This window comes from Rhizobium aureum, from assembly GCF_030182495.1.
Taxonomy (GTDB): domain Bacteria; phylum Pseudomonadota; class Alphaproteobacteria; order Rhizobiales; family Rhizobiaceae; genus Rhizobium; species Rhizobium tropici_C.
In genome coordinates, this window is record NZ_JAQJCI010000016.1 from 39,938 (window position 1) to 66,238 (window position 26,301).

The following is a 26,301-nucleotide window of genomic DNA, read 5'->3' on the forward strand; positions in this document are numbered from 1 at the left end:
ATAACCTGCTAGAAAGCCTACTTGTGTTCGGCCTGCCAGCGAAGGTTTTGATGGCGGTTTGGTTTACGATCTTTCGCTCGGATCGGCGAGAAGGCTGGCGGGTGATGTCACGTTGTTGGTGGCTTAACTGTCGCTGGCTAATCGGGCGCGATGAACGCATCGGCCATAAGCTACAAGAACCACCGTTTTCCACCGCAGATCATCGCCCATGCGGTGTGGCTTTATTTCCAGTTTCCTCTAAGCCTGCGGCTGGTCGAGGAAATGCTGTTGGAGCGCGGGATCGTCGTGTCCTATGAAACGATCCGGCGCTGGGGCCGCAAATTTGGTGCAGCCTACATAAAGCAGCTACGCAGAAAACGTCCGTCGCGAAAGGATATCTGGCATCTGGACGAGGTGGTGATCGCCATCGGCGGACGGAAGCACTGGCTTTGGCGAGCGGTCGACCAGGACGGATACGTTCTCGACGAAATCGTTCAGGCGCGCCGCGATACAAAGGCTGCCAAGCGATTACTGGTCAGGCTGCTGAAGAAGCAAGGCCTCGCGCCGAAGCGGATCATCATCGACAAACGCGCTCATATGGAGCGGCAAAGCGGTGCGTGATGCCTGCCGTTGAACATCGATCGCACAAAAGGCTGAACAACCGCGCGGAAAATTCACATCTGCCTCTGCGAAAACGAGAACGGGTGATGCAAGGCTTTCGATCCGCCGGCGGATTGCAACATTTCATCTCGGTCTTCTCAGCAATCAGAAACCACTTCATCCCGCCGCACCAGAAGCACTCCGCGCTTGCAAATCACCTCCATCGTATCCGTGCAATGGCGCAGTGGAAGACTGCGACCGGCGCGGCAGCTTGATTTCAACCGTAAGCCCTTCGCCTGGCTTCAGCCAAACAACGTGACATCACCCGTCCGACAGATGAGGCAGTTCTGCGGGTTGGGTGCGATTAGAAGTGGAGGCCCACATCATGACACAAACGAAGTCATCTATGAAAGTGAAGATGGTCGGTATGACAAGCAAGCTCAAGAACGTCGAGGTGAGCAAACCGCCAATTACGACGATTGCCATTGGTTGTCGAAAACTGGAATCTCCGCCGGTCAGGCTCAAAGCGACCGGCAACATGCCAGCACCCATCGCGATTGTTGTCATGACGATTGGCCGGGCACGCTTATGGCAGGCATCGACCAGCGCATCGAAGCGCGCCATGCCCTGTCGTCGGGATATGATCGCATATTCGACAAGGAGAATGGAGTTTTTGGACACCACCCCCATCAGCAATATCAGCCCGATAATCGCAGGCATCGAAAAGCTCGTACCCGTGATGGCTAAGGGAGCCAATGCTCCCCCGAGTGCAAGCGGAAGCGCCATCAGGATCGTGACAGGCTGGAAGAAATCATGGAAGAGGAGCACGAGGACGGCATAGATGCAGAAGACGCCGATTCCCATGGCGGTGCCAAAGCTTTCGAACAGCTCCGAACTGCGCTGAAGTTCCCCCTGCTCCACCTGGTAAACGCCTTGCGGCAAATGCTGAAGTGCGGGGAGAGCCTGCGCTTCCTTGTTCACATCACCGAGAATGCGTCCATTAAGTTCTATGGATAGTGTAATGTTTCGAGCGCGATCGATCCGGTCGATTTCGGATGGGCTGCCTCCGATCGCGATCGCCGCGATGCTTCCCAAAGCCACCTTGCCGTTTGTGCCGGCAACCTGGATCTGCGATATGGCGTCGACATTCCTGCGAAATTGCGGATCGAAGCGGACTCGGATGGCAATCTGTCGCTGCGGCAGATTGAGCTTGGCCAAGTCGTTCGAGTAGTCGCCATTGGTCGAAACGCGCACCGCCTCCGCGATCGCTTCAGATGTCACACCCAGTACGGCAGCCTTGGCGAAATCGGGCCTTATCTGGATTTCAGGCGCTTGAAGGGAGGCGCTCGATGTCACGGCTCCAATACCCTTCAGCCCTCGAAGCTGTTCTTCAAGCGCACTTGCCGCCTGTTCCAGGGCATTGGAATCGTCACTTGCGAGCGTCAGCTCTAACTTCGTGCCATTGCCTCCGGTGCCAACTTCCACGCGCACGCCAGGCAGCACGGAAAGCGCGTGCCGAATATCATCTTCTATTGCGGATTGCTTCCGCTCCCGCTGGCCAATGTCCTTGAGGTTCACGACCAGAGTAGCCTTTGTCACATCCGTTGTCGTTGTCGAATCCAGTCCGCTGCCGCTTGTAGAGCTCCCCACGGCGCTGAAGACCCGCGTGATATTGGGCAGTTTCGAAATAATCTCGCTCGCCCGTTTAGATACGGCATCAGTTTCATCCAGCGTGCTGCCAGGCTGAAGCGTCAGACTGACTTGCGTCTGCGCGTCGTCGGAAGCGGGAAAGAAGCCTGTTCGCATGAACGGAATGGTCGACAGGGACAGGATCAGCAGTATCCCGGTAACGAGCAGCGTCAATCCGCGATGATTGAGGCAGATTTTCACCGTCGCGATGTAACCCCGCATGATCGGGCCGTCACCTTTCGCAACGTGGTGGGGTTTCATCAAATAAGCCGCCATCATCGGCGTCAGGAAACGGGCGACGAGCAACGACGCCAATACCGCCACGGAAGCGGTCACCCCGAATTGCCGAAAGATCAGACCCGGAATTCCGCCCATGAACGCCGTCGGTAGGAATACGGCGACCAGGGTAAAGGTCGTTGCGATGACTGCCAGTCCGATTTCGTCGGCCGCTTCAAGGGCCGCATTCATGGGCGACTTGCCCATCTGAAGATGACGGGCGATGTTTTCCACCTCGACAATCGCGTCATCCACAAGAATGCCAACAACGAGTGACAGTGCGAGAAGCGTTACCGTATTGAGGCTATAATCGGCCAGATGCATGACCAGGAATGTCGGTATGATGGAGAGCGGGAGAGCAATTGCCGAAAGGCACGTCGCACGAAAGTCACGCAAAAATATCCAGACGACGATAACCGCAAGAATGGCGCCTTCATAAAGCATATGCATCGAGCCGTCGTAGTTCTCGATGACGGGATTTACCGTTGTATAGGCCTGGACAATCTCAACTTCCGGCTGCTTCGACGCAAACTCCTTCATCTTTGCCTGGATGTCATCGGCAACAGCCGTATCGGAAAAGCCGTTTGAACGCTTGATCTCGACAGCGACCACACGATCCCCATCGAGATAGGCAAGGGAGGATCGGTCTTCGAAGCTGTCGGTGACCTTGCCTATTTCGTCCAGGCGTACGCTTTGGCCATTTGATAACGGAATCGCCAATTTCGATAGATCTTCGACCGAAGGAACCGCGCCGAGGGTCCGCACGGTTTGACGCGCGGAACCGATATCGCCACGACCGCCGGACTTGTCCGATTGAACGGATTTCACGCGCGACGAAATATCCGAGGCGGTAATGCCGAGGGATCTCATGAGATTGGGATTGAGGTCGATGTGAACCTCGCGGTCCACGCCGCCTAGCCGGTCAACTTCTCCCACGCCGCCGACGGAGAGCAATGCCTTCGTCATGTCGTTGTCGACAAACCAGGAAAGCTCTGTCTCATTCAATTGCTTGGAGCGAACCGCATAGGTGAGGAGAACGGAAGATTGCACCGTCATCTTGGAGACGGTTGGCGAGTCCATTTCAGACGGAAGATCGCTCTTGGCGCTATCGACGGCATTCCGCACCTCGTTCAACGCTTCTTCGCTGTTCTTCTCGAGCTTGAAGGAGACGCTGATCGATACAGATCCGTCGGTAATCGTCGTCGTGATGTGATCGAGAAGGCTGAGGGAGGCGAGCTTGTCCTCGATTTTACGCGCGACTTCAGTCTCGAGCTGGGTTGGCGCAGCACCTTCAAGCGACGCCGAGATTTTGACGGTCGGCAGATCCATGTCCGGAAAATTCTGGACATGGAGCTTCGAAAAGGCGAGCAAGCCGCAAACCGTCAACAACACGAACAGCAATACGGCGGGCACGGGGTTGCGAATTGACCAGGCGGAAATGTTCATTCTGCCGTCCCTTCGACATTGACGAGCGCACCTTCCGAGAGGAAGGCCCCGCCAGATCGCACAAGCGTCTCATCGCCCGAGAGACCGGCGGTGATCTCGACATGGTTCTCTTCGCGGCGACCGACATCGACGCGGGTCCGGTGTACCCGGTGCGCTTGGTCGACTGTAAAGACATAATTGATACCGTCTCTGAAAACCAAAGTGGCTTCCGGCACGGTCAACGCTCTTTTCATACCGATCTCTATGTTCCCGGAAACATAGAGACCGACGCGGGGCTGAGGCTCTTTCGGCAATTCCACATAGACGATCGAACGCCCTGTATCGCTGCTGACGGTCGGCGCGACAAGTCTGACCATACCCTGAAACGTCTGTCCGTTCGATCCCTTGATTTCCACGCTCTGGCCCTGCATCACTTGCAGGAGATATTGAGCCGACACTTCAGCCTGCCATTCGATACGTTGCTGACGAATAAGGCGAAAGAGTTCCGTGCCGGTCGAGACGACCGCACCTAGCGAGGCCGATCGCGAGGTGATGATGCCATCGTCGACAGCGAGAATGGAGGTCTGCGCAAGTTTTATTCGCTCGCTCTCGAGCGCAGCCTGTTCGGATTCGAGATCCGCCTTGGCTGTCTGCTCCGTAGTCAGGTATTCGACTTTCTTTTGGTCGGACAATGCACCCGAGCCTCCGATTTGTCGTGCGCGATCCGCGTCGACTTTCGCCTTTGCCAGATCCGCCTCCTTTGTCGCAACGGCTGCCTCCTCCTTGCGCAGATCGGCCAGCACGGTGTCCTGGTTCAGCCGGACGAGAAGGTCGCCCTTTTTGACGACGGACCCGACATCGACAAGGACTTCTGTGATCCGCAAACCACTCGTTTCGGATTCAATTACGGCTTCGTGCCAAGGCTTCAACCATCCGCTCGCTGGGACAGTCTCAGGCCAATCCCGGGTCGAAGGCTTGACGGCGGCGACGGTCAGTGCCGCGGCTCCTTGGCTCTGCCCCTGTTCTTCCGCGGCGACATGAGGTGCTCCAGCCATGCATGTCGATATGATTGCAAATGAAGCTCCGCACGCGAGACGCTTTAGGCGGTCGCGGAGATATGCATGTCTCTGATAGGTCTTAAAAAAAATAGTCATGGGGTGGATTGCTTTACCTGAAAGTGCGGAGCTTCGTGCAAATCGCTGACGGCCGGACGGGAGATATCGATCGGACCAGTCCACCCGCCTCCGAGCGCTTTGTTGAGCGAGACATAATAGGTAGCGATATCGGCCTTGGCCTCGATGAGATTTGTTTGGGCGGAATACAAGGACCGGTCGGCATCCAACACGTCGAACAAATCACCTTCGCCGGCGATTTGCAGCTGTTTGGAAAGCTTGGCGGCCGCGCGATAGCCCTCGACGGACTTTGCCAAATCCGCCGAACGCGCCCTTGATCGATTAAAGGAAACGATGGCGTTCTGAACATCTTCCATGGCGGAAAGTACGGCGGACTGATAGGAGAAGAGATATTGATCCCGCTGCGCCTTGGCGACGTCAACAGCCGCCTTCAACTGGCCGCCTTGAAAGATTGGGATCGTAAGTGAAGGTCCGAACGACCATCCGATGGTGGATTTCTTACCGAAATCGGAGATGCTCGCGGCGGAAGAATCGATGGAGCCGGTAAGCTTCACCGACGGATAACGATTGGCTTCCGCCTCGCCGATCTTTGCCGTAGCCTGCGCCAATTCGCGTTCTGCCTTGCGCACGTCGGGGCGGATATTCAAAATGTCGGCGGGTATTCCCACGGATATTTTCGCCGGCGGAAGTGGGAGCCTTTGCCTTTTGCCAAGGGCGGTCTCAAGCAGCAATGGCGACTTGCCAAGCAAGACTCCCAGCCGATTGACTGACTTGGCATAGGAAATTTCGTAGGAGGGAATATCGGCGCGGGTGGAAGCCGCTTGCGCTTCGGCCTTGGTCACATCGACCAAGGAGGTACTCCCGGCCCCATATTGCGTACGCGTCAGCGCAGCCGTTTGGCTCTGCGATTTTGCCGAATCTTTAGCGAGTTCCCCTAGCTGCTGATATTCGCGCGCCTGAACGTAGTAGGTAGCGACATCCCCAATCAGGGTGACCAGTGTATCGCGCAGGTCCTCTTCCGCAGCATCGACGCCGTATTTTGCAGCCTCCGCCGTACGCTTGTTGCCGCCAAACAGGTCAAGCTCCCAGCTGGCATCGAAACCTGGTTCATAGTCGTTGTAGATGGTGGCGGGCGTGCTACCGGATGCGGCCGTGCGGTTGCGTGTCGCGGAAGCCGTGCCTTCGATCGTCGGAAGCAGTGCGCCAATCTGTTCGCGATAGGTCGCACGAGCCTCCCGTATCTTCGCCTTTGCCGTGGCGACGTCGAGATTGGCGGCGACGGCTTGAGCTATGAAATCATCCAGGATGGGATCTTTCATTTGCTTCCACCATTCCGCAAGCGCCGGCGGCTTGTCGGAATTGTCTCGCGCCTTAGCGTGCCAGCTCGCTGGCATGGAGAGGCTTGGCTTCTGGTAGTCCGGGCCGACGACACAACTGCTGAGCGCGCCAGCCAAAAGAAGTGGAGCGCTAAACTGGTGCATCTTCCTTCTTATGGTTGAGCTTCGGCACCTGTCGCATGTTGTAGCCGCAAGCGTGCTTCTGCGAGACTCGCCGTCGCGATCTGATGCCGCTTCCCATATAGGCATGGTATAAGGAGACCGCGAATGGGATTCAGTTGTTTCAGTCAAGACGAGGCTCCAGGGCAAATTGCCGACGGACCTCTGATAGCGGCTGTGATGTTAAGAGACGTTAAGGAAGTGTAAAGTTGTGTAAAACTTCTTCCGATCGACGTTGTTGGGTGTATTCGTGCCAACACAGTGCACACGGAACCCGAGATGGCGAAAGTACTTTTGATCGATGACGACACCGAGCTAACGACCCTTCTCAGCGAATATCTTGTGGAGGAGGGTTTTCAGGTTGAGACGTCGGAAGATGCCCGTGTTGGCATAGCTGGTGCCGCCGACCAATCGGTGGATATCATTGTTCTCGACGTGATGATGCCGCGAATGAACGGTATAGACGCTCTGCAACGCATCCGTCGGCTAGGCAACGTGCCCGTTTTGATGTTGACAGCAAAGGGAGACGACATCGACCGGATTTCTGGGCTCAACCTTGGCGCGGATGACTATGTGGCAAAGCCATGTTCTCCCGGTGAATTGGTTGCTCGCATTCGCGCCATTCTCAGGCGAGCAGGAAGCAGGCTCGGTGACGAGAATATTCTTCAGGTCGGCGACCTAGCCTTATATCCGACTAGTCGAACCGCCCAATGGCAAGGCAAGCCGCTGGAACTAACGGGTGCCGAGTTCAATATACTCGAAGTATTGGCACGCAACGCCGGGCAGTTGGTACCAAAACAAGAAATCTCTCGGCGCGCATTCGGCCGCCCCCTCACACCATTTGATCGTCGCATCGACGTTCACATCAGCAGCGTCCGCCAAAAGCTCGGCAGCCGAGATGACGGCACGTCGTGGATTCACTCCATACGTGGCCAGGGATATCAGCTAGTGCAGGGGCTCTGATGCGAAAGTTGTTTTGGAGAATTTTCGCGATCGTATGGTTCACGACGGCAATATCGATCGTGGTGCTGTTTGCGATCAGCTATGTCTTCAGATTGTTGCCGCCCACCGAGGAACTGCGCGAAGAACGGACATCATTCGCGCTCGATACGGGGGCAAGGCTGCTGGCGACGGGCGGGATTGATGTGGCAGAACAATTCCTGTCCGTTGTTGCACAGACATCCCCACCTGTTCACCTGAAACTGAAGGCCATCGGCGCGCCCGTGGAATGCGCCATCAAGGCAACGGACAGATTTGAAAGACGGGTGGTCAATGCAGACCATTGCTATCAAATGAACGCTGAGGTACCGGAAATCGGCTTTCTGTCACGCAATTTGCCGAAGCTCATTCCCTGGACTTCGGCGATGTTTGCTGCCGCATTCGCAGCCTATTGGCTGGCCCAATACCTAACACGGCCGGTGGAGCAGTTGAGGAGCGGATTGCGTGCGCTGGCGCAGGGCCAGTTCGACAAAAGGATCGGCAACAAAATCGATCGAAAGAGGGACGAGATTGCGGCGCTTGCTCATGATTTTGATATCACCGCCGCGCGACTGCAAGAGTTTCAGGATGTCCAGCAGCGCCTCTTTCACGACGTCTCACATGAACTCCGCTCCCCTCTTTCTCGACTGCAGGCCGCAATCGGCCTTCTAAGCAAAAATCCCAATCGGCTGCATGCGATGACCGAACGTCTCGAACGGGAAATCGCAAGAATGGATGATCTCGTTGGCGAGATCCTGACCCTCGCCAGGCTGACAGCAACGGAGAGCCAGCCACTTGAGCGGCAGATCCTGGATGTGGTCGACCTCATTCGCGAGATCGCCGATGATTGCGCGTTTGAAAGCGCTCCGCGCAAGATATCCCTATTCTATGAGGGAGCCGAGTCCTGCGTGACATCCGTCAATGGCGAGCTCATCTATAGAGCGATAGAAAACGTCGTGCGAAACGCCGTCAAATATTCTCCATCAGATACCCAGGTGCTCATCCGCACCAAGAGAGAAGACCAAGTCTTCATAATCACCGTAAGCGATCAAGGCCCTGGTATTCCCCAGGAGATTCTCGACGCAATCTTTCAGCCATTCCGACGCGGAAACGATCTGTTGGCGGGTGCCGGCGGTTTTGGTTTAGGATTGGCTATAACAAAACATGCCTTTGCACGCCATGGGGGCCAGGTGCGTGCCGAACTTCCTGCGGAGGGAGGGCTGCTTATACGAATGATCCTACCTGTTTGAGCCACCCATTGGAGCGTGCACTACACTACCGTCTATCTCTTTGCTCTTGATGGGAGCAAAACCTCTGACCCCGTCATTCTTCCGCAGTAGCTGAAGAGATCATAACAAATACCGCAATTCGCATTCGCCCAATCGACAACAAGACATGTGGTGGCCATTAAACCGAGCTTACGACGCCATAACGAAATAGACTCTGGGCCGTATCGATGATGGTTTCCTCCTTGGGTCGAGGACGCCATCCCAGCACTCGCATAGCCTTCTCGCTGGTGCTCCGGCGAACGGGCGCGCTTGCTACCTTTTCCATCTCCGGTGTTTGCACTATCGAAGCGAGTTCGCCCAGCTTTTCCTTGATAATCTTCGCGACATCGAACAGCGTGACAACATCGCCGCTTACCCCGATAAAGCGCTGGCCCTTTGCCGCATCAGCCGTCATCGCAAGGATGTGGAGGTCCGCCAGATCACGGACATCTACCATGCCGAAGCTCAAGCCAGGCAGGGGCGGAGCGCCTTCGAGCAGCTGTTTGATGAAGGCGATCGATGCAGAGATATCCGGCCCCAGAACCGGCCCGAAAATGCCCACTGGGTTGACCACCGACATTTCCAGAGAGCTGCCTTCCCTGGCGATGAAGTCCCAGGCGGCCCGCTCGGCAAGGACCTTGGATTTGATATAGGGCTGCACATCTGGTCCGTTCGGGTCCGTCCAGTCCTCCTCGTCAAAGATCCTGTCGTAGTTGGTGTGGCCGTAGCCGATGGCTGCAAAGGAAGACGTCAATACGACACGCTTCACGCCTGCGTCTCTGGCGGCGCGCAAAACGCGCAACGTACCGTCACGCGCCGGAACGATCAATTCTTCCTCGTTCTCGGGCGCTTGCTGTGGAAATGGCGAAGCCACGTGGAGCACATAGTCGCAACCAGCAACGGCAGCCGGCCAGCCATGGTCATTGGTCAGATCCGCCAAGCTGAAGGAAAGCTCCTTGCCGACCTGCAGGCCAGCATTGCGCACCATTTCTCGAACTTCGGCTTCACGCCCGGCGCTGCGTATTGTCGTACGAACCTCATGGCCTTCCTTCAGAAGCTTTGCGACGACGTGGCTGCCGACAAAACCCGAACCACCCGTAACCAATATCTTGCTCATAATGTCACTCTGATTGTTTGCTTTACTGCAACATCGAGCTGTTATATGAGATTATCAAGTAGGATGGATTTTCGGACCCAGTATGAAAAATCAGACCATTGAGCCGCGTGTCTACGACGAAGACGAATGCGCGGGATGCACTGGCCCGGAGGCGATCGATATCCTGCGCTTCCAGCGCGCCATTCGTGCGATTACCGGCAAGTGGAAGATCGAAATCGTCTGCATCCTGGTCGAAGGGCCGCTCCGGTTCGGCGAATTGCGCCGACGGCTACCGGGGGTGACTCAGCATATGCTGACCGAGCAGCTGCGCGACCTCGCCAACAACGGCATCGTGATCCGCAATGCCTTCGCGGAGATTCCGCCTCGCGTCGAGTACGAGCTCTCGCAGGCCGGGATCGACCTGATGCCGATGCTTCGCGAGATGCGTGACTGGATGCTCAAATATGAGCATCAATTGACGGCCCCCTGACCGACCCCCGGCAAAACGCTGGTGGTTGGAGAGTCGCAGCTGACCTTTATTCGTCGAAGGGGGCGTTCAGGACGAGATCCACTACCGAGGGAGCCTTGTAGCCCTGAACGAAACGTTCGCCGAAATCGCGTGCGAAGTTGTCATATGTCGTCTCCGCATTCCGCTCGACGATACAGCAAAAGCACTTCGTCATCTTTTGCTTCATTTCGAGCCTGGGGAACTCCGAAACGATCCTGGCCATGTCGGCAGAGGAAAGAGCGCTGTAGCGCCAACCGATGACATCGAGGCCGATCCCCGCAGTGCAGAGCGCAACCTCCGGCTCTTTGTACAGACCGATCGAAGGCGTCGAGTTGAGAGCGACGCTATCCCAGATCAATTGCGCGCGACGACCATCGACACCGCTGTCGCAAATGTTCGCGCAAGATCCGCCCCTTCTACCTCGAAACGGCGGGGTCCGGCGAACCTTTCGTTCAACGTAATGTCGTGCAGCAGTGTCCCGACGGCAACGACTTCTGCATCGTGTTCGATGCTATCGATCTGGCCAAGCCGGACCGCGAATAACCAGGAAAACGGACCACGTGGTTGAGCAGATAGGGCTCGCAGTTTTTACGCGCGTAGTCGATCGCCTTGTTTACGAGCGGTGTGTCGGGAACGGTACCCCGGCAAGCATTCGACTGGCAGATTCGGTCATGATCAACTCCGGTGCTTGCTGAATGGGCCGCCCCTGGGTGACGGGCGGCGGCTGCAGATTACTTCTGATCCGGGATCGTCAGCACCTTCTCGTCAGTATTGACGACGAACACCGCCAGCAGTTTCGACGGCTCCTTGTCACTGGCATTTGCACTGACGCCGTGATGGTCTCCCGGCAATTCCGTGAAGCTTTCGCCAGCCTTGAAGGTCCGAACTGGGCCTCCGTTGATCTGGCTCTTCACGGCACCTTCCAGGACCGTCGCATAGATGATCGCCGACTTCGCATGCGTGTGTGCCGGAGAGTAGCCGCCGGGACCATATTCAACCAGGACGCCCCGAATGCTCTTACCGGGAACATCTGGAAGCGCATGCTCATAGACGAGCGTGACCTTCGCGTTCTCGGCCCCCGGCACGTTGTCGGCAAATGCCGGGGCGGCGTGAGCGGAAGCCAGGAGCAACGGGAGAAGATAGTATTTCATGGGATATCCTTGAAGATTGGAAACATCAGGTGGATCGGTGGCCGCGCAGCCAGCCGTCGAGTGAGATGCGACCGATTCTCGCTTCGCCAAGCGGCACCAATGATGTCTGCACGACCGTGCCGCCGAAATATCGCGCTTGCGGGTCGCTCACAACGCGCCGGCCGTCGCCGATCGCCTCGAGATAGCGCGCGACGATCCGGTCGAAGGGCGCACGGTCAGGACCTGCGATGTCGAAATACTCGCCGCGCGGCGTCCCGATAGCGGTTTCTGCTACGATAGCTGCCACATCGTCCGCGGCAATCGGCTGGAACAGACCCTCGGGTAGACGGACGGTTCCATCGACGACGCTGGTATCGGCGATGGCGCCGAGGAATTCCATGAACTGGGTGGCGCGCACGATGCTGAAGGGGACGCCCGAGCTTTCGACAAGCTTCTCCTGCGCCACCTTGGCCTGGAAATAAGCGTTGTCAGGCATGCGGTCCGTGCCGACGATCGACAGAGCCACATGATGGCGCACACCGGCCGCACGTTCGGCGGCGAGCAGATTCCGGCCTGAGGTCTCGAAGAAGGCGAGCACCGCTTTCGGTTCGAACGAGGGCGAGTTGGCAACATCGACTACCACTTCGGCGCCGGCAAGGGCTTCCGAAAGCCCTTCGCCAGTAAGCGTGTTGACGCCGGTGCTGGGCGAGGCGGCGAGCACTTCGTGACCTGCATCTCGCAGCAGGGTGACGGTGCGCGACCCGATTAGTCCGCTGCCGCCGATAACGACGATTTTCATGAACATGTCTCCATTGGAATGCGGGCGGAGAGCCGGCGTCCGGGACGCCGGCCTCCACTGACTCAGCCCTTCACGAAGGTCAGGAGATCGGGATTCACCACATCGGCATGGGTCGTGCACATGCCGTGGGGGAACTTCTCGTAGACCTTCAGCGTGCTGTTCTTCAGCAGCTTTGCCGATAGAAGCGCGGAGTCCGCGATCGGCACGATCTGATCGTCGTCACCGTGCATAACCAGCGTCGGTACGGTGATGATCTTCAGGTCTTCCGTGAAATCGGTCTCGGAGAAGGCTTTGATCCCGTCATAATGCGCCTTGGCGCCGCCCATCATGCCCTGTCGCCACCAATTGTTGATGACGGCCTGGATCGGCTGCGCGCCGGGCCGGTTATAGCTGTAGAAAGGACCCGACGGCAGATCTATATAGAATTTGGAACGGTTATCGGCCAGCGCCCTGCGCAGTCCGTCGAACACCTCGATCGGCAAGCCACTGGGATTGGTTGCCGTTTTCACCATGATTGGGGGAACCGCACCGATAATAATCAGCTTGGCAACTCTGCCTTGCGGCTGCCCGTGCTTGGCCACGTAATGCGTCGCTTCACCGCCACCGGTGGAATGGCCTATATGCACGACATTTTTAAGATCAAGATGCTCGACAACCGCTGCTGCGTCGGCGGCATAACGATCCATATCATGACCTTCGCTCGCCTGTGCCGAGCGCCCATGCCCTCGCCGATCATGAGCAACGACGCGATAGCCGTGTTGCAGGAAGAACAGCATCTGCGTGTCCCAGTCGTCAGATGACAACGGCCAGCCATGGTGGAACATGATGGGCTGGGCGGTCTTCGGACCCCAGTCCTTGTAGAAGATCTCAACGCCATCGCGTGTGGTGACGGTGGCCATGCTTTGGTCCCTTTCGAAGGTTGGCCCTTGGGCTGTGTTTGACTGCGCTACGACCGGCCAGCTTGGAAGCAACGCGAGCGCCGCCGCACCAAGCCCCAGGCCAAGCATCTCGCGACGGCCGCGGTCGGCCGGTTGATATAAGTTTGTGTCTGTCATCAATCGTCCCCCGGTCTTCGTTTGTGACTGAATGACTGTTGTCCATTCGGCTCGCTTCGAGGGTGGGACGATCTGTTGCCTCAAACGAGTGCGTACCCAGGATCCGGCAGTCACCAACGGCCGTTTTCTGATATGCCTACAAATCCTACCAGCAAAATTGGAAGTTTTATCGAATATGATTTGATCAGGTTGCGCCAGTTCTAGGACAAAGTGCCACTCTATAAATCGATCTATTGTTGAACATGCCCGCCCCCGATGCGTTGATCTGCATCTTTAGGTATTTGCCGCAAAGCAGCAAGTAGGATGAATTTCATGACCTAGTCTGAAGAACCAGACCATCGGCAACGCATGCCCGTGGTCTCACCGGTGACATCTCCAAACCAAGCCCTCCGCTGATCGACGGCTCGGTGCTTGTCTTAATCGGCGATACCCAATTGACTTCGTGGCATCGAGGATATGGCGGCGATGCGCGTTGCAATAATCCTTCGCTCGAGTAATTTGATCTGCATGACGAGACCTCGCTTTACGGACGCGTTAAGCCGCATAAAGCTTCTGGAGATTTTGGCTCCATTCGATCCCCACGTCGCGGGTACGCCGCCTCTGGGCATTGATCTGCCCACCAGCGATATAGACGTCCTCTGCTACGCTCCAGATCCACATGTATTCACCCGAGCCGTTTGGGATGCATATTCCACATGCGATGAATTTTCCGTCCGACAGTGGACCGGTCGAGAAAACCCGATCATCGCCTCGTTTGCCGCCGCTGATTGGACGTTCGAACTATTTGGTCAAGCTCTCCCGGTGCCTGAGCAGCACGGCTGGAAGCATTTTCAGGTGGAGCACAGGCTGCTGAGGATCGGCGGAAGCCGCTTCCGCGCGGCCGTGATGCAGCTTCGAGCCGACGGCATGAAAACCGAGCCCGCATTTGCGGCTTCACTCGGCATCGAGGCGAGCAATCCATATGAAACGCTGTTCGACATGGCAGGTTGGTCTGACGAGGCCTTGGCTGCTTTGCTAAGGGAACATGGATTCTAGACCCTCAGGACGGTTAATCGGACTACCTCCAGCAATGTGGAGGCAGACAGACAATCAGCCCGCCTCGAAGTTGTCACCTCAAACGTGTCTCCGCGGATGTGCAGATTGCCATCCACCGCACTGAAAACCCCGCGCGTGATAGGCGCCCTGCTCGCGGAGGCGTTTGTCCAAACTTCTGTACCGGCCAGAATGTGTTAAGATCCCACCGTAAGCGCAGCAGATGACGAATGAGATTTTAGAAGCCTTTTGTGGCCATGCTAGCCTCCCAGACTTAAGTGAGACCACTGCTTGAAAGGAATCGAAACCCTAAGAGCCGACAGATCTGATCTGCGCTAGGTCATCGATTAGAAGTCACAATGGCTCTTGCCTGATATCGATTTATCGAGATCGAATAGGCAGGCAAGAAAATACTCCCACACCTGCTATCTCGTCTGACGTTGCCCCGTTGAAATAATCTATTTTGAAGTAAGCTCTGGCGCATTGAGAGGACCAGAGAATGAAACCTACGCCAATACAGGGCAATACGTAGAAAAGCACCATCGCCTCGATCTCGGTTCGGAGGCTTCTTCACAGTGTTCGATTGCTGCCCGGAACTTTTGATCTTCTACAAAGTTGGGAACGCTGACTTTGGCCGCGACGGGGAGAGGGACATGCGGAGATCTCGTTATTTAAGTCTGGCTTTTGGCGCCTCCTTTTCTGGAGTTGCGGTCCTTGCCGTCGGCGCCATTTCCGACCCGTTGCCGCCTGATGCGACCTATAGGCCGCTGCCGACCATGCCGCTTTCGCAAGCCCGGGCGATCGACGAGGCTCAAAAGCCCGCGGTCATGGAACGGCAGCGCATGTTGCTCGAGCGGCGCTATGATCTTGCCGACAAGCCCATGCCTGACGTCAAGATGTCCGGCGGCATGAAGCCGGTGCAGGACGGCGTTCGCATCAAGCTCCCGGCAAATGTCAGCTGGGATCAGCTCGCCGCCATGAAGCCATCGGACATCCGAGAGCGGAACCTTCTACCGGAAGGATTTTTGCCCTTTCCTCATGTCAAACAGGCGGCAGGCGGCCAGGTCTTTCCAAATCGCGAAATCGATGAAATCCACGCTCAAGAGATGCGCGATCTGCGTCGTTTCGACGTCGATTTCGATCTTCCGGACAATTTCACGCCCGAGTTTCCGCCGCCGATCTTCCTGACCACACATCCGGAACTCGGAGACGTCTCGCGAGGTCAGCTGCTGACGATCAAAAACTTCTACGAAATCATGAACGGCGTCATCACGCCAGTCCAGATGGAAGGGCTTCGGCTGCTTCTGACCCCGTTTCCGCAGGAAGAATTCAACCAGACCGAAGACCGCAAGGTTGCGGATCAGAGCACCGGCGTCGCCTGTCTCGACTGCCATTCCAATTTTCACACCAATGCCGCCTTTCATCTGACGCCGGACGTTCGTCCTCAGGCCGACCGGTTTCGACTTGACACCACCAGCTTGCGCGGCCTCTTCAACCAGCAGATCCACGGGTCGAAGCGATCGCTCCGCTCGGTCGAAGACTTCAGCGAATTCGAGCAGCGAACAGCCTATTTCAACGGCGATCACGTGAGCGCGACACGCAAAGGGGTCAATCTTCCCGACCGACCTAACCAGGTCGCAATGATGGCGCAGATGCAGAACATCATCGATTTTCCGCCGGCACCCAAACTCGATCCGTTCGGGCGGCTGGATCCAGCACTTGCCACGCCTCAGGAACTGTCCGGCGAACAGATATTCATGGGCAAGGGAAGATGCGCCGAGTGTCATGTGCCGCAGACAGCGTTCATGGACAACAACATGCACGACCTGAAGCTTGAACGCTTCTACAAGATCGGCCAGGTCTTCAACGATTTCGTCACGCTGCCCGATGGGCCGATCAAGACCTTTACCTTACGCGGCATCAAGGATTCTCCACCCTACCTTCATGATGGCCGCTTGCTGACCCTTGCCGATACCGTCGAGTTCTTCAATCTCGTTCTGGGAGTGAAGCTGACGGAGCAGGAAAAGAAGGATCTCGTCGCCTACATGCTGACGCTGTGAGGACAAAGGAGAAGCGTATGGGCCGCCATATTATCGTTGCTCTCAGCACATTGGTGCTGCTTGCAGGCACAGCCACTGCCCAGATCGGCAATCCAGCCGGAATGGGCGTCGACACGAGAATGGCAAAGCCAGGCGTTCCTGCTCCCAATCAGACCAACAACCAAGACCGGCTGTTCGCCCAGCTTGCAGCCGCAGGTGGGTTGGCCGAAGTGGAGTTAGGCCGCATGGCGGGCCAGAAGGCTGGCGCCGAGGCCGCAAAGCAGTTCGCCGACAGGATGGTTCAGGACCATAGCGATGCCAATGGAAAGCTTAAAAATCTCGCCGATGCCGCGAAGATCCCACTGCCGACAGAGCTTGATGCCGATCACCAGCTGATCCGTGACCGCCTTGATAAGCTGAACGGCGAGGCTTTCGACAGGGCCTATATTGCGGCCCAGATTGTCGATCATCAGAAGACGGCGCAACTGCTGGCATGGGAAATCTCCTTCGGCGAGGACGCAGAGATGCAACGTCTGGCCGGATCGCTGCTGCCGATCGTGCTCGATCATCTCCGTCAAGCACAAGAGATCAACGCCGTCCTCACCGGGGCCGGCGTCCGGTTTCTGCCGAACGCTGTCGCAGCGAGCGAGCACAGGCCTTAGAAAGGCATCGTCTCGGGCGCTGCGTCGAATTGGAAAGGATGAGGTGGCGGCTTTCCTGCTGACCTTGCTCGAGCCAGCGGAAACTGCTTCACCCGATCACGGGGAAGTCTTCCGCGGTTCAGAACTTATAAGGTGATGCCGCTGAATGGCACACACATTGCGCCCCCCTGCAGCCCAATTTGGACAAGTCTGATGGAGCGTGTGCGGATGCTGGAAAACTGCTACTCTCCCTGAATGCGCGCCAGTGAGATCGAACTTCAGATGGTCATGCGACACGTTCGAGATGGAGCCGCCATCCTCGCTCGCCAAACCGCGTTGATCACGAGGTTGGCCGCTCTCCGGCTGCCGACAAAGGACGCCGAGGATCTGCTCGTCCTGCTGGAGCGCGCGCAAGCCGAGCATGTATCACACCTGCAGCGACTCGTTGCTCGGTGATAGGACCACATTCGAAGGAAAAGCAATGTGCAATGATTACCGGCTAATGGTGGATCCTGCCTTGATTACGAAGGACTTCGCGGATCTGAAGATCAAGATCCACTTTGGTGAAGGCATACCGAACCTCGAACCGCGTGAAGACATCAAGATCACCGACATGGGTACCTTTAAAGGTCACGACCCACAGCCAACAAAACCGGTCCGTCGATGTGAAGGGACACGAACGTGTGACCAGTTATTTACGTGGTCAGCGAAATCGATTTGTCATTGCTCCATGACCGGGCGATTGTGAGCAAAATGCTCATTTGCGCAGCCTCACAGCGGCAATGACGTGTGGCGTCAGGAACGCGGCAATCTCTATGACATCCTTCAGATCGCCGGGTTCATGTGCAACGCCTTCAAGGAAAGCGTGCCATTGCCGCTGCTTTTGCTCGTCCTTGGCAAAGACGTCCGTCAGGGCGTCCGGTAGCTCGGTCGGGATCGGAGTTTGGCGCCGCTCGAACGTCGCTGCGATTGCGCGCGCCAATCGGTCATCGGTGAAATCGAATGACCTGCTGAGAATCCAGATATCGTAGAAGTCCTTCATGCGGCTGTTTGCACGCCCCAGCATGACCATCGCCTGGAACTTTTCGGCAATGACCGTCTCCCGCGCATAGGCTCTGAGCCGGGCCGTCGGAAAAACGAGCATAGAAGGATAATCTAGCATCTCCACCCCAGGCTCGAGCGCATCGCCAAATCCGATGTCGATCGTCAGGGTAATCCGGGCGCCGCTGATAGAAGCGACCACCCGTAATCTGAGCCCACCATATTCCAGTCCCTCGCGAATGCGATCCACGCGGAGGGTTTCGGCGTCGAACGTGACGCCATCGTCAGCCTCTTGCGCTAAAATCTCTCGAAAGGTCTCAAGCATCGGTTCTGGTTCAGGATTGCCAAAGCCCAAAAGGTCAAGGTCGCGCGTGCCGCAGTGCGGATCGTCAAACCAACTCATCATCAGCATCGCGCCCTTCAGCACGAAACGGCCCGCATGGGGTGACTGGCTGAGCCGGAACAGCAACCGTTCAAGAGCGAAGCGCGTCAGGATCAGATCAAAACTTTGCCCGTTTGCCTTGGCGAGTTGCAACAGGCGAGCGCGCACCGAGGCTCCGAGATTTCTGATTCCTTAGCCATTGGCGGTCAGTGCCTCGAGATACGGACGGATTACGGTGCCAACACCACCGCGCTCGGCTTGGTCAGTGATTTCGCCGGGAGTAGCCCTTCGTTGCCGCAGCGTCTCCTGCAGCCCCTCTATCGCTACGGACAGGCCAATCTTGTTGCGATAGCGAAAGCAATCGGCAATCGTCTTGGCGATTCCAAAAACCTTCACCGGAACGCCTTCTACAACATGGGTCTCGACGCTTTCGTTAAGAAGGCTGTCTGTGAAACGCACGATGCGCATAGCAGGGCCTTCCGGTTGCGGAGCCCAGTCTTTGCGGCCTATGGCAAGCCAGATTTGTCTCGGAAGTTGATCCGTCAAGCCGTGGAAAGCGAGGGCCGAAACAAGGCAGATAACGGCCTTCGGGGCGCGTTTGGCAATCTCCGCCAGGCTATGATTGGCATCGAGCTCTGCATCGGGAAGTTGATAAAGACCGCGGGCAAGCCGCACGACCTCACCATTCCGTTCCATTCGGCTCACGGTCGCCGCCGTCACGCCTGCATTCCGCAGTTCCGCGAGACGTGCTATCCCGCGTTCAGCGAGCACGGTTCGGGCGATTTGGCGTTGCGTGACGGAAGCCGGCATTGATACGAGAACTCGGAGCATAGAATCTATTATCCGAGGATTTGTATCACAATCCTTAAACCCAAGAAAGCCGCCAATTGGCGAAGTCGCCAGCCGATAACAAACACTTGCTTTTGAATGGAGTCGAACCAACGAACCGAAGCCCTCAAACTGCTCACTCCTTGTCTCCACCGCTGCGAAAGGCTATATAAAGCAATGTATTCATTGCGGTAAAAATCGATGACGTTTGTCACTATGACAGTATTAGCCACGGTAAACGCCCCTTACGGGACGAGCCTTTCGGCTGAACAGTTGGCGTCGAAGATTGTCGACCCGGCAAGCGCCGACCATTACGACGCATCTGCGTTTGCGTTCTTTTCTGAAGTTAGCGAAAGCCTTCAGCATTCGTTTCTGGATGAAATGCACGTCAATCTTACTGATGCCTCCGTCGTTGCACAGCGGTTTTCCGACATGGCCGGATACGAATTGCCGCTTGCCCGGGCCGCCTAGTGACACAATCGCAAAATAGTCATTGGGCAGAGCTCTTTGACCAGGCCCTTGAAAATAATCAGCCAAGTTAATTCGAAGTTCCCCGTTCTCGACAGCTGGAGTTTCGGCGGCGGCACTGCGCTGATGCTCCAAATCGGCCACCGGGAAAGTTTCGATGTTGATATCTTCATCGACGATCCTCAGGTGCTACCTTATCTCAATCCACAAACGCAGGGCTTCGCTCTCGATCTGTATCCTGACGCTTACACTTTCGACGGCACGCACGCTCTCAAAATCGTGTTCAAGGATATCGGAGAGGTCGACTTTATCGTCGCAACACACCTTACGTTTGGGCCCACGACAGAAAGAGAAATACGTGGGCAGAGGGCTTACCTCGAAACGCCAGCCGAGATCGTTGCGAAAAAGATTTTCTATCGCGGGGGCTCAATGCAGCCACGCGACATGTTCGATATCGCATGCGTCCGCGAGAGCGAAGGCCATGATTATCTCGTAACGGCGCTCATTCCATTCAAGGACTCATGCAGACGCGCGCTGAAAACGGCGCGCGTGATGGACGCCCGGCTCGCCGAGGCTGTTATGTCTAAACTTCTATACCAATCAAAATACTCAAGGATTCCATCGCAAGCACAGCAGATGACAATTGAGATTTTAGAGGCCGTTTGTGGCTATGGGCCAACAACCGAGGTTTAAGCGGGCTCTTGAAGAGAACCGAACCGACGGCCCCATTTTTACGAAGGCCATCTGTCTGAATTTCCCCAGTAACGGACATTAGTCCTTCTGGCATGTAATGACCGATTTAGGGACCGGAACCGGACTGACATCCCGGGATGGCAAGAGATAGCTTCTTGTGGTTGAGCATGTGGAAACCCTATCGCAAATGGCGATGCAAGCTCGGCAGCGGGTCGTGGAGGAACAGCGCACCCCATGCCGAATTCGCGACGCAGGAGCCCCAAAAGGTAAACTTTGCGTGGAAAATGCAGAGCTTTGTTTGTAAAGCACCGGCCCACGTCAAAAAGCACAAAAGGGCTATGCCGCTAGCGTGTTATCGCTTCCAGTGCTTTTTGCAGATGCCGCTACGCCACCTCTTGCAGTTAGCCACGTCGCCGGAACTTCCCTGGCCGGCGCGGGTTCTCTTTCCCAAAGAAGAAAGGAGGAATATCATGACCGACGAACTCAGTGCTGGCTTCACAGGAACACCCGCAGAGCCCCTGACAGGTGTCCCGAAGGTGGCGAAGGGCGCCAAGGACGCCGTTGTCCGTGAGAGTGCCGCAGTGGTCGCGGGCGCCGCTGAGCATCCGCACGCGGCAACAGGGATTGTCCTTACGATCGGCGCCCTCGCCTTCGCGATTGGATATGTTCTCGGACGCGATGCGTCGTCAAATAGTTCGCGATGGTGGTGATCGGGAGTGCTGGCCCACGGAGCGCCATTTGCGTTGCGTCCCACGGTGCATACTCAATCATCTCGCTCTGATCGAAGAGCATACATCAGCGGTCAACCTCTCTCCGGCCGTGATCTCACTCGTCGCGTGATGCAGCAAGATTATCGGCGGAATCGGATGTGCTGTCCAACACCTTTGGATACGAGATTAAAGGACCTTAACATGCTATCTGGCAGGCAGATTTCGGCCGCTCGAGCGCTCGTCGGCATGTCGCGAGCAACGCTCGCTCTCGCTGCGAATATCTCAGTGCCGACGCTGAAACGCATGGAAGCAAGCAAAAGGCAGGTTGCCGACACGCGGAATGATGTTGCCGCAGTCCGTATAGCCCTCGAAACAGCCGGCGTGACGTTCCTCGAGGCCGGTGGCGTTGCGTCCGGTATGGGCGTCTCGCTGCGTAAGGCGAATGGTGCTGCGATCGATGTAGACGAAAGTGAGTTTGTACAGTACCCCGAGAACTTGGAGAACGACGCGCCGCCCGGCGCCGGTGGCTAGGTCCCGGGATTGATCGCTTACGCGCCCCGCAATAACCTTCATCTGCGCCCACCAATCGGCACGCACACCGCCAGCACTGAGGAAAACATAACAGAGCTTTCCGACGGGCGAGCGCGGCGGCAACAGATATGATTGGGTTGTTGGGTTGGTACCATGAGTATAAGGTTGGGCGCAGGCTGGTGACCGAAGATGGACGACCTGACAGATGACTTGCAAGACCAGCGCCAAGCTCAAGTTTCACATCGAGTAGGTGAAAAGCCACCTCTCCGAATTGGAATCCGGCGCGGTAAGGATCTCTCTTCGGGGCCTTTGAAGCGGTCCACCTTGGGATAAATTGGAAGCTTTCGGACAAAAGGCTAGGCTAGCTAATGTCGTCAGGAATAAAACCGCCGATCTGGCGTTTCCATAACCGAGCATTCAAGTCGTGGTCGCGAACATGCTTTGTACAAACTTGTTCTTTTCGGCGGACTGTTGCGGCGAACTGCCCCTGGTAAGGGTGATCATCCTCCACACATTAATTACCAGATACGACAATGATCACCTCGACCGCAGCATCCTTGAACTTCACAGAGCTTTTGGTGGCACCCAGGCCAGGCATGGTCTGGACCGTGATTGGCTGCCATTCCGACGTTATAGTAATGCTCGATGCTATCGCGTGCTTGATGGCATCGGCATAGCTAAGGGCGTTTACCCCTTGAGATCCATATTGTTCGTAGCCGAAAATGACCTCCGCCAGCAGTTCGCTCGAAGCAGAGTGGAAGGCGCGGCCGCCATTTTTCTCCATCTACATCGGCGCGGTCGCGCACCGACCTGGCCATCTCCGACAGGGAAAGGTAGCTCTCGTCGGCCGGACGCGAGATTTCATTCGGACGAGATTTCGCCGATCCGCTGGCCAGGGCTGACATCCACCTTGTAACCGTCACGCCCATCACGGCGCGAAGCGAGAACCTGCATGTTCGTGGGTCCAATCTCCGCGACGGGCGCCGGAGCCTCCCTCCCAGCCTCTTCCCGTCACGGAAATCCAGTCCGCTCTCTCACTCTGAGGGCATTGCGGAGATCTCCCCGCTCGAAGGGTTGACCGGGACCAATGCTCGCACGCAGCGGAAGGCTTTTCTCCTCCCGCAGATATTGAAGCGAGACGCTGGCGCTGCCGGGCGGGTGCGGACTCGAATCCTTGACTACGGCTTTATTAAGTCATATATGATTGATTATATAGATTATTAAGTCAAATATGATCGATTGAAATGAGCTCTCCCAAGACGAAGCCAGCACTGGAACAGCTGGGCCAAGATATCAGGAACGCGCGTCTGCGGCGTGGCATCGCCGTGGCGGATCTCGCCGTACGTGCGGGGACGTCGCCGAGTTCCATCGCGCGCCTTGAACGGGGTGATGCAGGCGTTGCCATTGGCACGCTTGCCGACGTTCTCGTTGTGCTGGGTCTTCTGGAGCGTCTCGCTGACCTGATCGATATCCGCAAGGACGATCTGGGGCTGGCGCTGGCAGCGGAGCACGGACCGCGCCGGGGCCGCTCCTTCGCGGCAAGGCTGAGAAAGCAGAAAGCTAAGACGGAGGAGAAGCAGGAACGGCAGGACGTTGTGGACCCTGATGGGGCTTCCTTCTGATGGCCGAGTTCGTCGCCCACGTCGCGCTTGGCGAAAGCCAAACATCGGTGGGCCAGTTGCGTTTCACGCATGCCGGTCCACGGCAATTCTCGACCTTCGCCTATGGCGCCGAATGGATCGAAGACCCGCGCGCCTTTGCCATACAGCCCGATTTTCCTCTTGAGGCCGGCCCATTCCACACTTCGAGACAGCCCGGCCACATGCGCGACGCATTGGCAGGCGCTTTCGCCGGTGCGGCTCCCGACAGTTGGGGACGCAGGCTGCTCGAGCGCGCATATGGCAATGGCCTCAACGAATTCGAGTATCTGACGCTTTCCGACGATACCTGCCGACAAGGCGCGTTACGCTTTCTGGATGACCACGGCGAGGTCATTCGGGGCAAGGCAGCAGACGCCATTCCGCGTCTGGTCGATCTCGAAACCATAACGGCGATCGCGCGAGCCTATGAACAGGGCAAGGAAATTTCGCCCGAGGAAATGCAGGCCCTGGCCGGCGCCGGCGGCTCCGGCGGCGCTCGCCCCAAAGCGAATGTCAGGGATGGCGATGTGCTATGGCTGGCGAAATTCACCTCGGTCGACGATCAGCAGCCCATAGAGCGCGTCGAGGTAGCGACCCTTCGTCTGGCCGAAGCCTGCGGCAGACACGCCGTTTCCAGTTGCTCTGATCCGGCGGTTCGACCGACGCAGGGCCGCACGAATTCCCTACATCTCCGCGCGCACCGCGCTCGGCAAGACAGGGGCGGAGCTGGGTTCCTATACCGAGATCGTCGATTTCATGCGCTCTTATTCCCCCGATCCTTCTCACGATTTCCGCGAACTTTACCGGCGTCTGCTCTTCACGATCCTCGTGTCCAACAAGGACGATCACCTGAAAAACCACGGCTTCCTTTATGTCGGGGCCGGTCAGTGGCGCTTGTCGCCGGTATTCGACGTGAACCCGACGCCGGATCGCAACCTGCCTGGGCGGAAGATGTCAAGGCACCATGGAGCTGCGAATTTACATCGCGACACTCTCAGCTAAGGGTAGAAATCTGTCATACCGAGCTGTCCCTTATGGAGAGGATGCAATCGGTTTTACGACGCGGTAGATACATATTAAGCTCCTGAAGGGATGCGAACCAGCGACCTCGTGGAATTGCTGGTTATTGCCCTCAGCGCTTCGGCGATATTGGCAGCAACCTTGATCACGATGCATCCTTGCACTGATGCTGGAAGACAAACTGCTTAAATCTTCGCAAAATATTTAAGTGTTCAGCGTATTGCGCTCCTAACGAACGACCATTGCCGTGGGGCTTGATGATTAACGAACTGGATATGCCGACAGTTCTCTTCCTCCAGAAGACATCCTATATCGCCGGTGCTTTGACCTTGGGGTATCTGCGCCTGACATCGGAAGAAAGCCGTGGAGTTGGACTTCTAGCAGCAAGCTTTATTGTTCTCGCCGGAGGTTCGACCCTTGCGGGCCATGCAGAAATTCATCCGGCACTTTACGGCCCTCTCAGCCTTATCAATATTGTTCTCGCCGTACTTGGATATTGCCTATTGGGCTTCGCGTTTATTGTCATCAGCAACCCTGATCGAAAAATCAATACGTGGCTGGTTCTCATACCAGCAGCGGCAACGCTGGCAATCGGGCTGATCACGGCCTTCCACCTGAACAACACATATCGGGCGACGACTTTCACTTTTCTCGGTTGCCTGACGATGGCGGGCACGGCAGCTGTCGTGTTCCTGGACAGCTATATCGAGCCTCTTCCAATTCGGAAGCTGGTCGCGGCGATACTAGCGTCCGCCAGCCTACTCGCGTTGATCATGGGTCTGGAATTTGCATTCAATACCTTTCCCTTGCTCGACGTAGCGAGCGGCTTCTTCCTGATGATAATTTCCAAATTCGTGCTTGCGATTGCCATCGTGATTTTCATTAGCGAGCGCCAACATATCAAGATCAAACGTCTGGCCGACCGCGACGCTCTTACGGGTCTGTATAACCGCCGCTTCTTTAATACGAACGTGCCCAAACAAGCCCAAGAAGGCGACGCCGTTCTCTATCTGGATATCGATCACTTCAAGCAGTTGAACGATCGCTGGGGGCACGCTGCAGGCGACGAGGTTCTGGCAACGATGGCGCAGGCAGTGCAATCGATCCTGCCATCCTCGGCACTGTTCGCACGACAGGGAGGCGAAGAATTTATAGTTTTTCTCCCAACAAATGCGGGAAACGCCCTGCTCCATGCCGAGCAGATTCGCAAAACCGTCGCTGAGCTTCGCTACCCTGCCATTGCCCGCGAAATCGTCGTAACGACAAGCATCGGTATCGCAAAGGCTACTCATGAAGGATCGGAGCTGTCGCATCTTTGCCGAGAAGCCGATCGAGCGCTGTATTTGGCGAAAGCCGCAGGGCGAAACCGTGTTTGCGATGCTACGCAAGACGTGTTTCCTGCCAAGAACCAGAACCTGGCGCGCTCCTCGTAAGTCCGCATTGCGAATGCGCCAGCCGAGCGCTCCCCGAGTGGGGCGGCAACACAGACGGGCGGGATCGAGAAGATCCCATGACGCGGCGAGGCCGCGCGAAGCGCCAAGAAGACGGCAAATGATCAAGACGCCCGGCGAAGTTACCGAGTAAAGCTTCGTCAGGCCGGGAAGGATCATCCGACATGGGAACATACCAGTCTCATGCCGACAGGATTTGCGAAGAAGAACCTTCGCTACAAATCCTGCTGTTGCGGTGCCCTCCCGCTGATGCATCAGGATGATATCGAGAACGACCTGTCGCTCCATATTCGTAAGCAACTGCTTACTCTATGTGCGGACGAAGACTCTGGAACAAACTGTCTCCATCGCCGTTGGGATAGGCATCAATTCACCCCCATTGGAGGATGGTAA

Annotated in this window: 24 protein-coding genes and 2 pseudogenes; 15 read left to right on the forward strand and 11 right to left on the reverse strand. The window is 56.6% G+C overall.

What is annotated here, in order from left to right; genetic code table 11:
* Positions 1-104 precede the first annotated feature (104 nt).
* A pseudogene (locus PH552_RS26375) lies at positions 105-854 on the forward strand (IS6 family transposase).
* Positions 855-900: 46 nt separating this feature from the next.
* On the opposite strand, the gene PH552_RS26380 reads toward PH552_RS26375, so the two are convergent.
* The 3 genes from PH552_RS26380 to PH552_RS26390 all read right to left on the reverse strand — a co-directional run bounded on the left by PH552_RS26380 (position 901) and on the right by PH552_RS26390 (position 6,583).
* Positions 901-3,990: an efflux RND transporter permease subunit gene (locus PH552_RS26380; RefSeq protein WP_285166384.1), complete on the reverse strand. Its 3,090-nt coding sequence runs from the start codon at positions 3,988-3,990 to the stop codon at positions 901-903.
* Positions 3,987-5,024 carry an efflux RND transporter periplasmic adaptor subunit gene (locus PH552_RS26385; protein ID WP_112345400.1) on the reverse strand — a complete coding sequence of 346 codons (1,038 nt, stop codon included), beginning with the start codon at positions 5,022-5,024 and terminating at the stop codon, positions 3,987-3,989. The genes PH552_RS26380 and PH552_RS26385 overlap by 4 nt, the downstream gene beginning before the upstream one ends.
* 95 nt (positions 5,025-5,119) lie before the next feature.
* On the reverse strand, positions 5,120-6,583 hold the full coding sequence (locus PH552_RS26390; protein ID WP_112345399.1) for an efflux transporter outer membrane subunit: 1,464 nt from the start codon (positions 6,581-6,583) through the stop codon (positions 5,120-5,122).
* Positions 6,584-6,877: 294 nt separating this feature from the next.
* Between PH552_RS26390 and PH552_RS26395 the strand changes: the two genes are divergently transcribed.
* Positions 6,878-7,561 carry a response regulator transcription factor gene (locus PH552_RS26395; RefSeq protein ID WP_183764330.1) on the forward strand — a complete coding sequence of 228 codons (684 nt, stop codon included), beginning with the start codon at positions 6,878-6,880 and terminating at the stop codon, positions 7,559-7,561.
* Positions 7,561-8,826 (forward strand): sensor histidine kinase, encoded by a 1,266-nt coding sequence (locus tag PH552_RS26400; protein ID WP_285166385.1) that lies wholly within the window; start codon positions 7,561-7,563, stop codon positions 8,824-8,826. The genes PH552_RS26395 and PH552_RS26400 overlap by 1 nt, the downstream gene beginning before the upstream one ends.
* 157 nt (positions 8,827-8,983) lie before the next feature.
* Here PH552_RS26400 and PH552_RS26405 read toward each other — a convergent pair whose 3' ends face one another.
* Positions 8,984-9,961 carry an SDR family oxidoreductase gene (locus PH552_RS26405; protein WP_112345396.1) on the reverse strand — a complete coding sequence of 326 codons (978 nt, stop codon included), beginning with the start codon at positions 9,959-9,961 and terminating at the stop codon, positions 8,984-8,986.
* An 82-nt stretch (positions 9,962-10,043) separates the two neighbouring features.
* Between PH552_RS26405 and PH552_RS26410 the strand changes: the two genes are divergently transcribed.
* Positions 10,044-10,430 carry a winged helix-turn-helix transcriptional regulator gene (locus PH552_RS26410; protein WP_112345395.1) on the forward strand — a complete coding sequence of 129 codons (387 nt, stop codon included), beginning with the start codon at positions 10,044-10,046 and terminating at the stop codon, positions 10,428-10,430.
* Between the two features lie 46 nt (positions 10,431-10,476).
* Here PH552_RS26410 and PH552_RS26415 read toward each other — a convergent pair whose 3' ends face one another.
* From PH552_RS26415 to PH552_RS26430, 4 genes are all read right to left on the reverse strand, one after another.
* Entirely contained in the window at positions 10,477-10,806 is a 330-nt protein-coding gene (locus PH552_RS26415) for a hypothetical protein (protein WP_245430508.1), read from the reverse strand.
* 373 nt (positions 10,807-11,179) lie between these two features.
* The gene (locus PH552_RS26420; protein WP_183764339.1) at positions 11,180-11,599 is read right to left on the reverse strand and encodes a cupin domain-containing protein; all 420 of its coding nucleotides are present in this window, start codon (positions 11,597-11,599) and stop codon (positions 11,180-11,182) included.
* 25 nt (positions 11,600-11,624) lie between these two features.
* Entirely contained in the window at positions 11,625-12,377 is a 753-nt protein-coding gene (locus PH552_RS26425) for an SDR family oxidoreductase (protein WP_183764342.1), read from the reverse strand.
* Positions 12,378-12,439: 62 nt separating this feature from the next.
* Positions 12,440-13,276, reverse strand: coding sequence for an alpha/beta fold hydrolase (locus PH552_RS26430; protein ID WP_112345393.1), 837 nt, complete (start codon positions 13,274-13,276; stop codon positions 12,440-12,442).
* A 621-nt stretch (positions 13,277-13,897) separates the two neighbouring features.
* On the opposite strand from PH552_RS26430, the gene PH552_RS26435 reads away from it, so the two are divergent.
* The 4 genes and pseudogenes from PH552_RS26435 to PH552_RS26450 all read left to right on the forward strand — a co-directional run.
* Complete coding sequence (locus PH552_RS26435) at positions 13,898-14,467, forward strand: DUF4269 domain-containing protein (protein ID WP_210209444.1); 570 nt, start codon at positions 13,898-13,900, stop codon at positions 14,465-14,467.
* A 650-nt stretch (positions 14,468-15,117) separates the two neighbouring features.
* Entirely contained in the window at positions 15,118-16,524 is a 1,407-nt protein-coding gene (locus tag PH552_RS26440) for a cytochrome B6 (protein ID WP_112345392.1), read from the forward strand.
* A 17-nt stretch (positions 16,525-16,541) separates the two neighbouring features.
* Positions 16,542-17,165 (forward strand): DUF4142 domain-containing protein, encoded by a 624-nt coding sequence (locus PH552_RS26445; RefSeq protein ID WP_285166386.1) that lies wholly within the window; start codon positions 16,542-16,544, stop codon positions 17,163-17,165.
* 460 nt (positions 17,166-17,625) lie between these two features.
* A pseudogene (locus tag PH552_RS26450) lies at positions 17,626-17,763 on the forward strand (SOS response-associated peptidase); the annotation flags it as partial.
* Positions 17,764-17,901: 138 nt separating this feature from the next.
* Here the strand turns inward: PH552_RS26450 and PH552_RS26455 are convergent.
* Together PH552_RS26455 and PH552_RS26460 are read right to left on the reverse strand one after the other, a co-directional pair.
* Complete coding sequence (locus tag PH552_RS26455) at positions 17,902-18,735, reverse strand: nucleotidyl transferase AbiEii/AbiGii toxin family protein (protein WP_285166387.1); 834 nt, start codon at positions 18,733-18,735, stop codon at positions 17,902-17,904.
* 24 nt (positions 18,736-18,759) lie between these two features.
* Positions 18,760-19,377: a type IV toxin-antitoxin system AbiEi family antitoxin domain-containing protein gene (locus PH552_RS26460; protein WP_285166409.1), complete on the reverse strand. Its 618-nt coding sequence runs from the start codon at positions 19,375-19,377 to the stop codon at positions 18,760-18,762.
* Positions 19,378-19,596: 219 nt separating this feature from the next.
* Here PH552_RS26460 and PH552_RS26465 point away from each other — a divergent pair, with 219 nt between their 5' ends.
* The 4 genes from PH552_RS26465 to PH552_RS26480 all read left to right on the forward strand — a co-directional run bounded on the left by PH552_RS26465 (position 19,597) and on the right by PH552_RS26480 (position 21,797).
* The gene (locus PH552_RS26465) at positions 19,597-19,866 is read left to right on the forward strand and encodes a hypothetical protein (protein WP_112345412.1); all 270 of its coding nucleotides are present in this window, start codon (positions 19,597-19,599) and stop codon (positions 19,864-19,866) included.
* A gap of 36 nt (positions 19,867-19,902) precedes the next feature.
* Positions 19,903-20,556 carry a nucleotidyl transferase AbiEii/AbiGii toxin family protein gene (locus PH552_RS26470; RefSeq protein WP_285166388.1) on the forward strand — a complete coding sequence of 218 codons (654 nt, stop codon included), beginning with the start codon at positions 19,903-19,905 and terminating at the stop codon, positions 20,554-20,556.
* Between the two features lie 470 nt (positions 20,557-21,026).
* Positions 21,027-21,266 (forward strand): hypothetical protein, encoded by a 240-nt coding sequence (locus PH552_RS26475; protein WP_112345468.1) that lies wholly within the window; start codon positions 21,027-21,029, stop codon positions 21,264-21,266.
* Positions 21,267-21,467: 201 nt separating this feature from the next.
* Positions 21,468-21,797, forward strand: a complete 330-nt coding sequence (locus tag PH552_RS26480) for a helix-turn-helix domain-containing protein (RefSeq protein WP_112345414.1) — start codon at positions 21,468-21,470, stop codon at positions 21,795-21,797.
* Between the two features lie 514 nt (positions 21,798-22,311).
* Here the strand turns inward: PH552_RS26480 and PH552_RS26485 are convergent.
* Positions 22,312-22,581, reverse strand: a complete 270-nt coding sequence (locus PH552_RS26485; protein WP_181592448.1) for a hypothetical protein — start codon at positions 22,579-22,581, stop codon at positions 22,312-22,314.
* A 460-nt stretch (positions 22,582-23,041) separates the two neighbouring features.
* On the opposite strand from PH552_RS26485, the gene PH552_RS26490 reads away from it, so the two are divergent.
* The 3 genes from PH552_RS26490 (at position 23,042) to PH552_RS26505 (ending at position 25,890) form a co-directional block, all read left to right on the forward strand.
* Positions 23,042-23,419 carry a helix-turn-helix domain-containing protein gene (locus PH552_RS26490; RefSeq protein ID WP_169646475.1) on the forward strand — a complete coding sequence of 126 codons (378 nt, stop codon included), beginning with the start codon at positions 23,042-23,044 and terminating at the stop codon, positions 23,417-23,419.
* Positions 23,419-24,525: a HipA N-terminal domain-containing protein gene (locus PH552_RS33845; protein WP_483315508.1), complete on the forward strand. Its 1,107-nt coding sequence runs from the start codon at positions 23,419-23,421 to the stop codon at positions 24,523-24,525. The genes PH552_RS26490 and PH552_RS33845 overlap by 1 nt, the downstream gene beginning before the upstream one ends.
* A 189-nt stretch (positions 24,526-24,714) precedes the next feature.
* Positions 24,715-25,890: a GGDEF domain-containing protein gene (locus PH552_RS26505; protein WP_285166389.1), complete on the forward strand. Its 1,176-nt coding sequence runs from the start codon at positions 24,715-24,717 to the stop codon at positions 25,888-25,890.
* The last annotated feature ends 411 nt before the right edge of the window (positions 25,891-26,301 follow it).

Bases quoted from the DNA above. Each gene is read 5' to 3' on its own strand.
- PH552_RS26380 (WP_285166384.1), bottom strand. From the start codon at position 3,990: ATGAACATTTCCGCCTGGTCAATTCGCAACCCCGTGCCCGCCGTATTG.
- PH552_RS26385 (WP_112345400.1), bottom strand. From the start codon at position 5,024: ATGGCTGGAGCACCTCATGTCGCCGCGGAAGAACAGGGGCAGAGCCAA.
- PH552_RS26390 (WP_112345399.1), bottom strand. From the start codon at position 6,583: ATGCACCAGTTTAGCGCTCCACTTCTTTTGGCTGGCGCGCTCAGCAGT.
- PH552_RS26395 (WP_183764330.1), top strand. From the start codon at position 6,878: ATGGCGAAAGTACTTTTGATCGATGACGACACCGAGCTAACGACCCTT.
- PH552_RS26400 (WP_285166385.1), top strand. From the start codon at position 7,561: ATGCGAAAGTTGTTTTGGAGAATTTTCGCGATCGTATGGTTCACGACG.
- PH552_RS26405 (WP_112345396.1), bottom strand. From the start codon at position 9,961: ATGAGCAAGATATTGGTTACGGGTGGTTCGGGTTTTGTCGGCAGCCAC.
- PH552_RS26410 (WP_112345395.1), top strand. From the start codon at position 10,044: ATGAAAAATCAGACCATTGAGCCGCGTGTCTACGACGAAGACGAATGC.
- PH552_RS26420 (WP_183764339.1), bottom strand. From the start codon at position 11,599: ATGAAATACTATCTTCTCCCGTTGCTCCTGGCTTCCGCTCACGCCGCC.
- PH552_RS26425 (WP_183764342.1), bottom strand. From the start codon at position 12,377: ATGAAAATCGTCGTTATCGGCGGCAGCGGACTAATCGGGTCGCGCACC.
- PH552_RS26430 (WP_112345393.1), bottom strand. From the start codon at position 13,276: ATGGCCACCGTCACCACACGCGATGGCGTTGAGATCTTCTACAAGGAC.
- PH552_RS26435 (WP_210209444.1), top strand. From the start codon at position 13,898: ATGCGCGTTGCAATAATCCTTCGCTCGAGTAATTTGATCTGCATGACG.
- PH552_RS26440 (WP_112345392.1), top strand. From the start codon at position 15,118: ATGCGGAGATCTCGTTATTTAAGTCTGGCTTTTGGCGCCTCCTTTTCT.
- PH552_RS26445 (WP_285166386.1), top strand. From the start codon at position 16,542: ATGGGCCGCCATATTATCGTTGCTCTCAGCACATTGGTGCTGCTTGCA.
- PH552_RS26460 (WP_285166409.1), bottom strand. From the start codon at position 19,377: ATGCCGGCTTCCGTCACGCAACGCCAAATCGCCCGAACCGTGCTCGCT.
- PH552_RS26465 (WP_112345412.1), top strand. From the start codon at position 19,597: ATGACGTTTGTCACTATGACAGTATTAGCCACGGTAAACGCCCCTTAC.
- PH552_RS26475 (WP_112345468.1), top strand. From the start codon at position 21,027: ATGACCGACGAACTCAGTGCTGGCTTCACAGGAACACCCGCAGAGCCC.
- PH552_RS26480 (WP_112345414.1), top strand. From the start codon at position 21,468: ATGCTATCTGGCAGGCAGATTTCGGCCGCTCGAGCGCTCGTCGGCATG.
- PH552_RS26485 (WP_181592448.1), bottom strand. From the start codon at position 22,581: ATGGAGAAAAATGGCGGCCGCGCCTTCCACTCTGCTTCGAGCGAACTG.
- PH552_RS26490 (WP_169646475.1), top strand. From the start codon at position 23,042: ATGAGCTCTCCCAAGACGAAGCCAGCACTGGAACAGCTGGGCCAAGAT.
- PH552_RS33845 (WP_483315508.1), top strand. From the start codon at position 23,419: ATGGCCGAGTTCGTCGCCCACGTCGCGCTTGGCGAAAGCCAAACATCG.
- PH552_RS26505 (WP_285166389.1), top strand. From the start codon at position 24,715: ATGATTAACGAACTGGATATGCCGACAGTTCTCTTCCTCCAGAAGACA.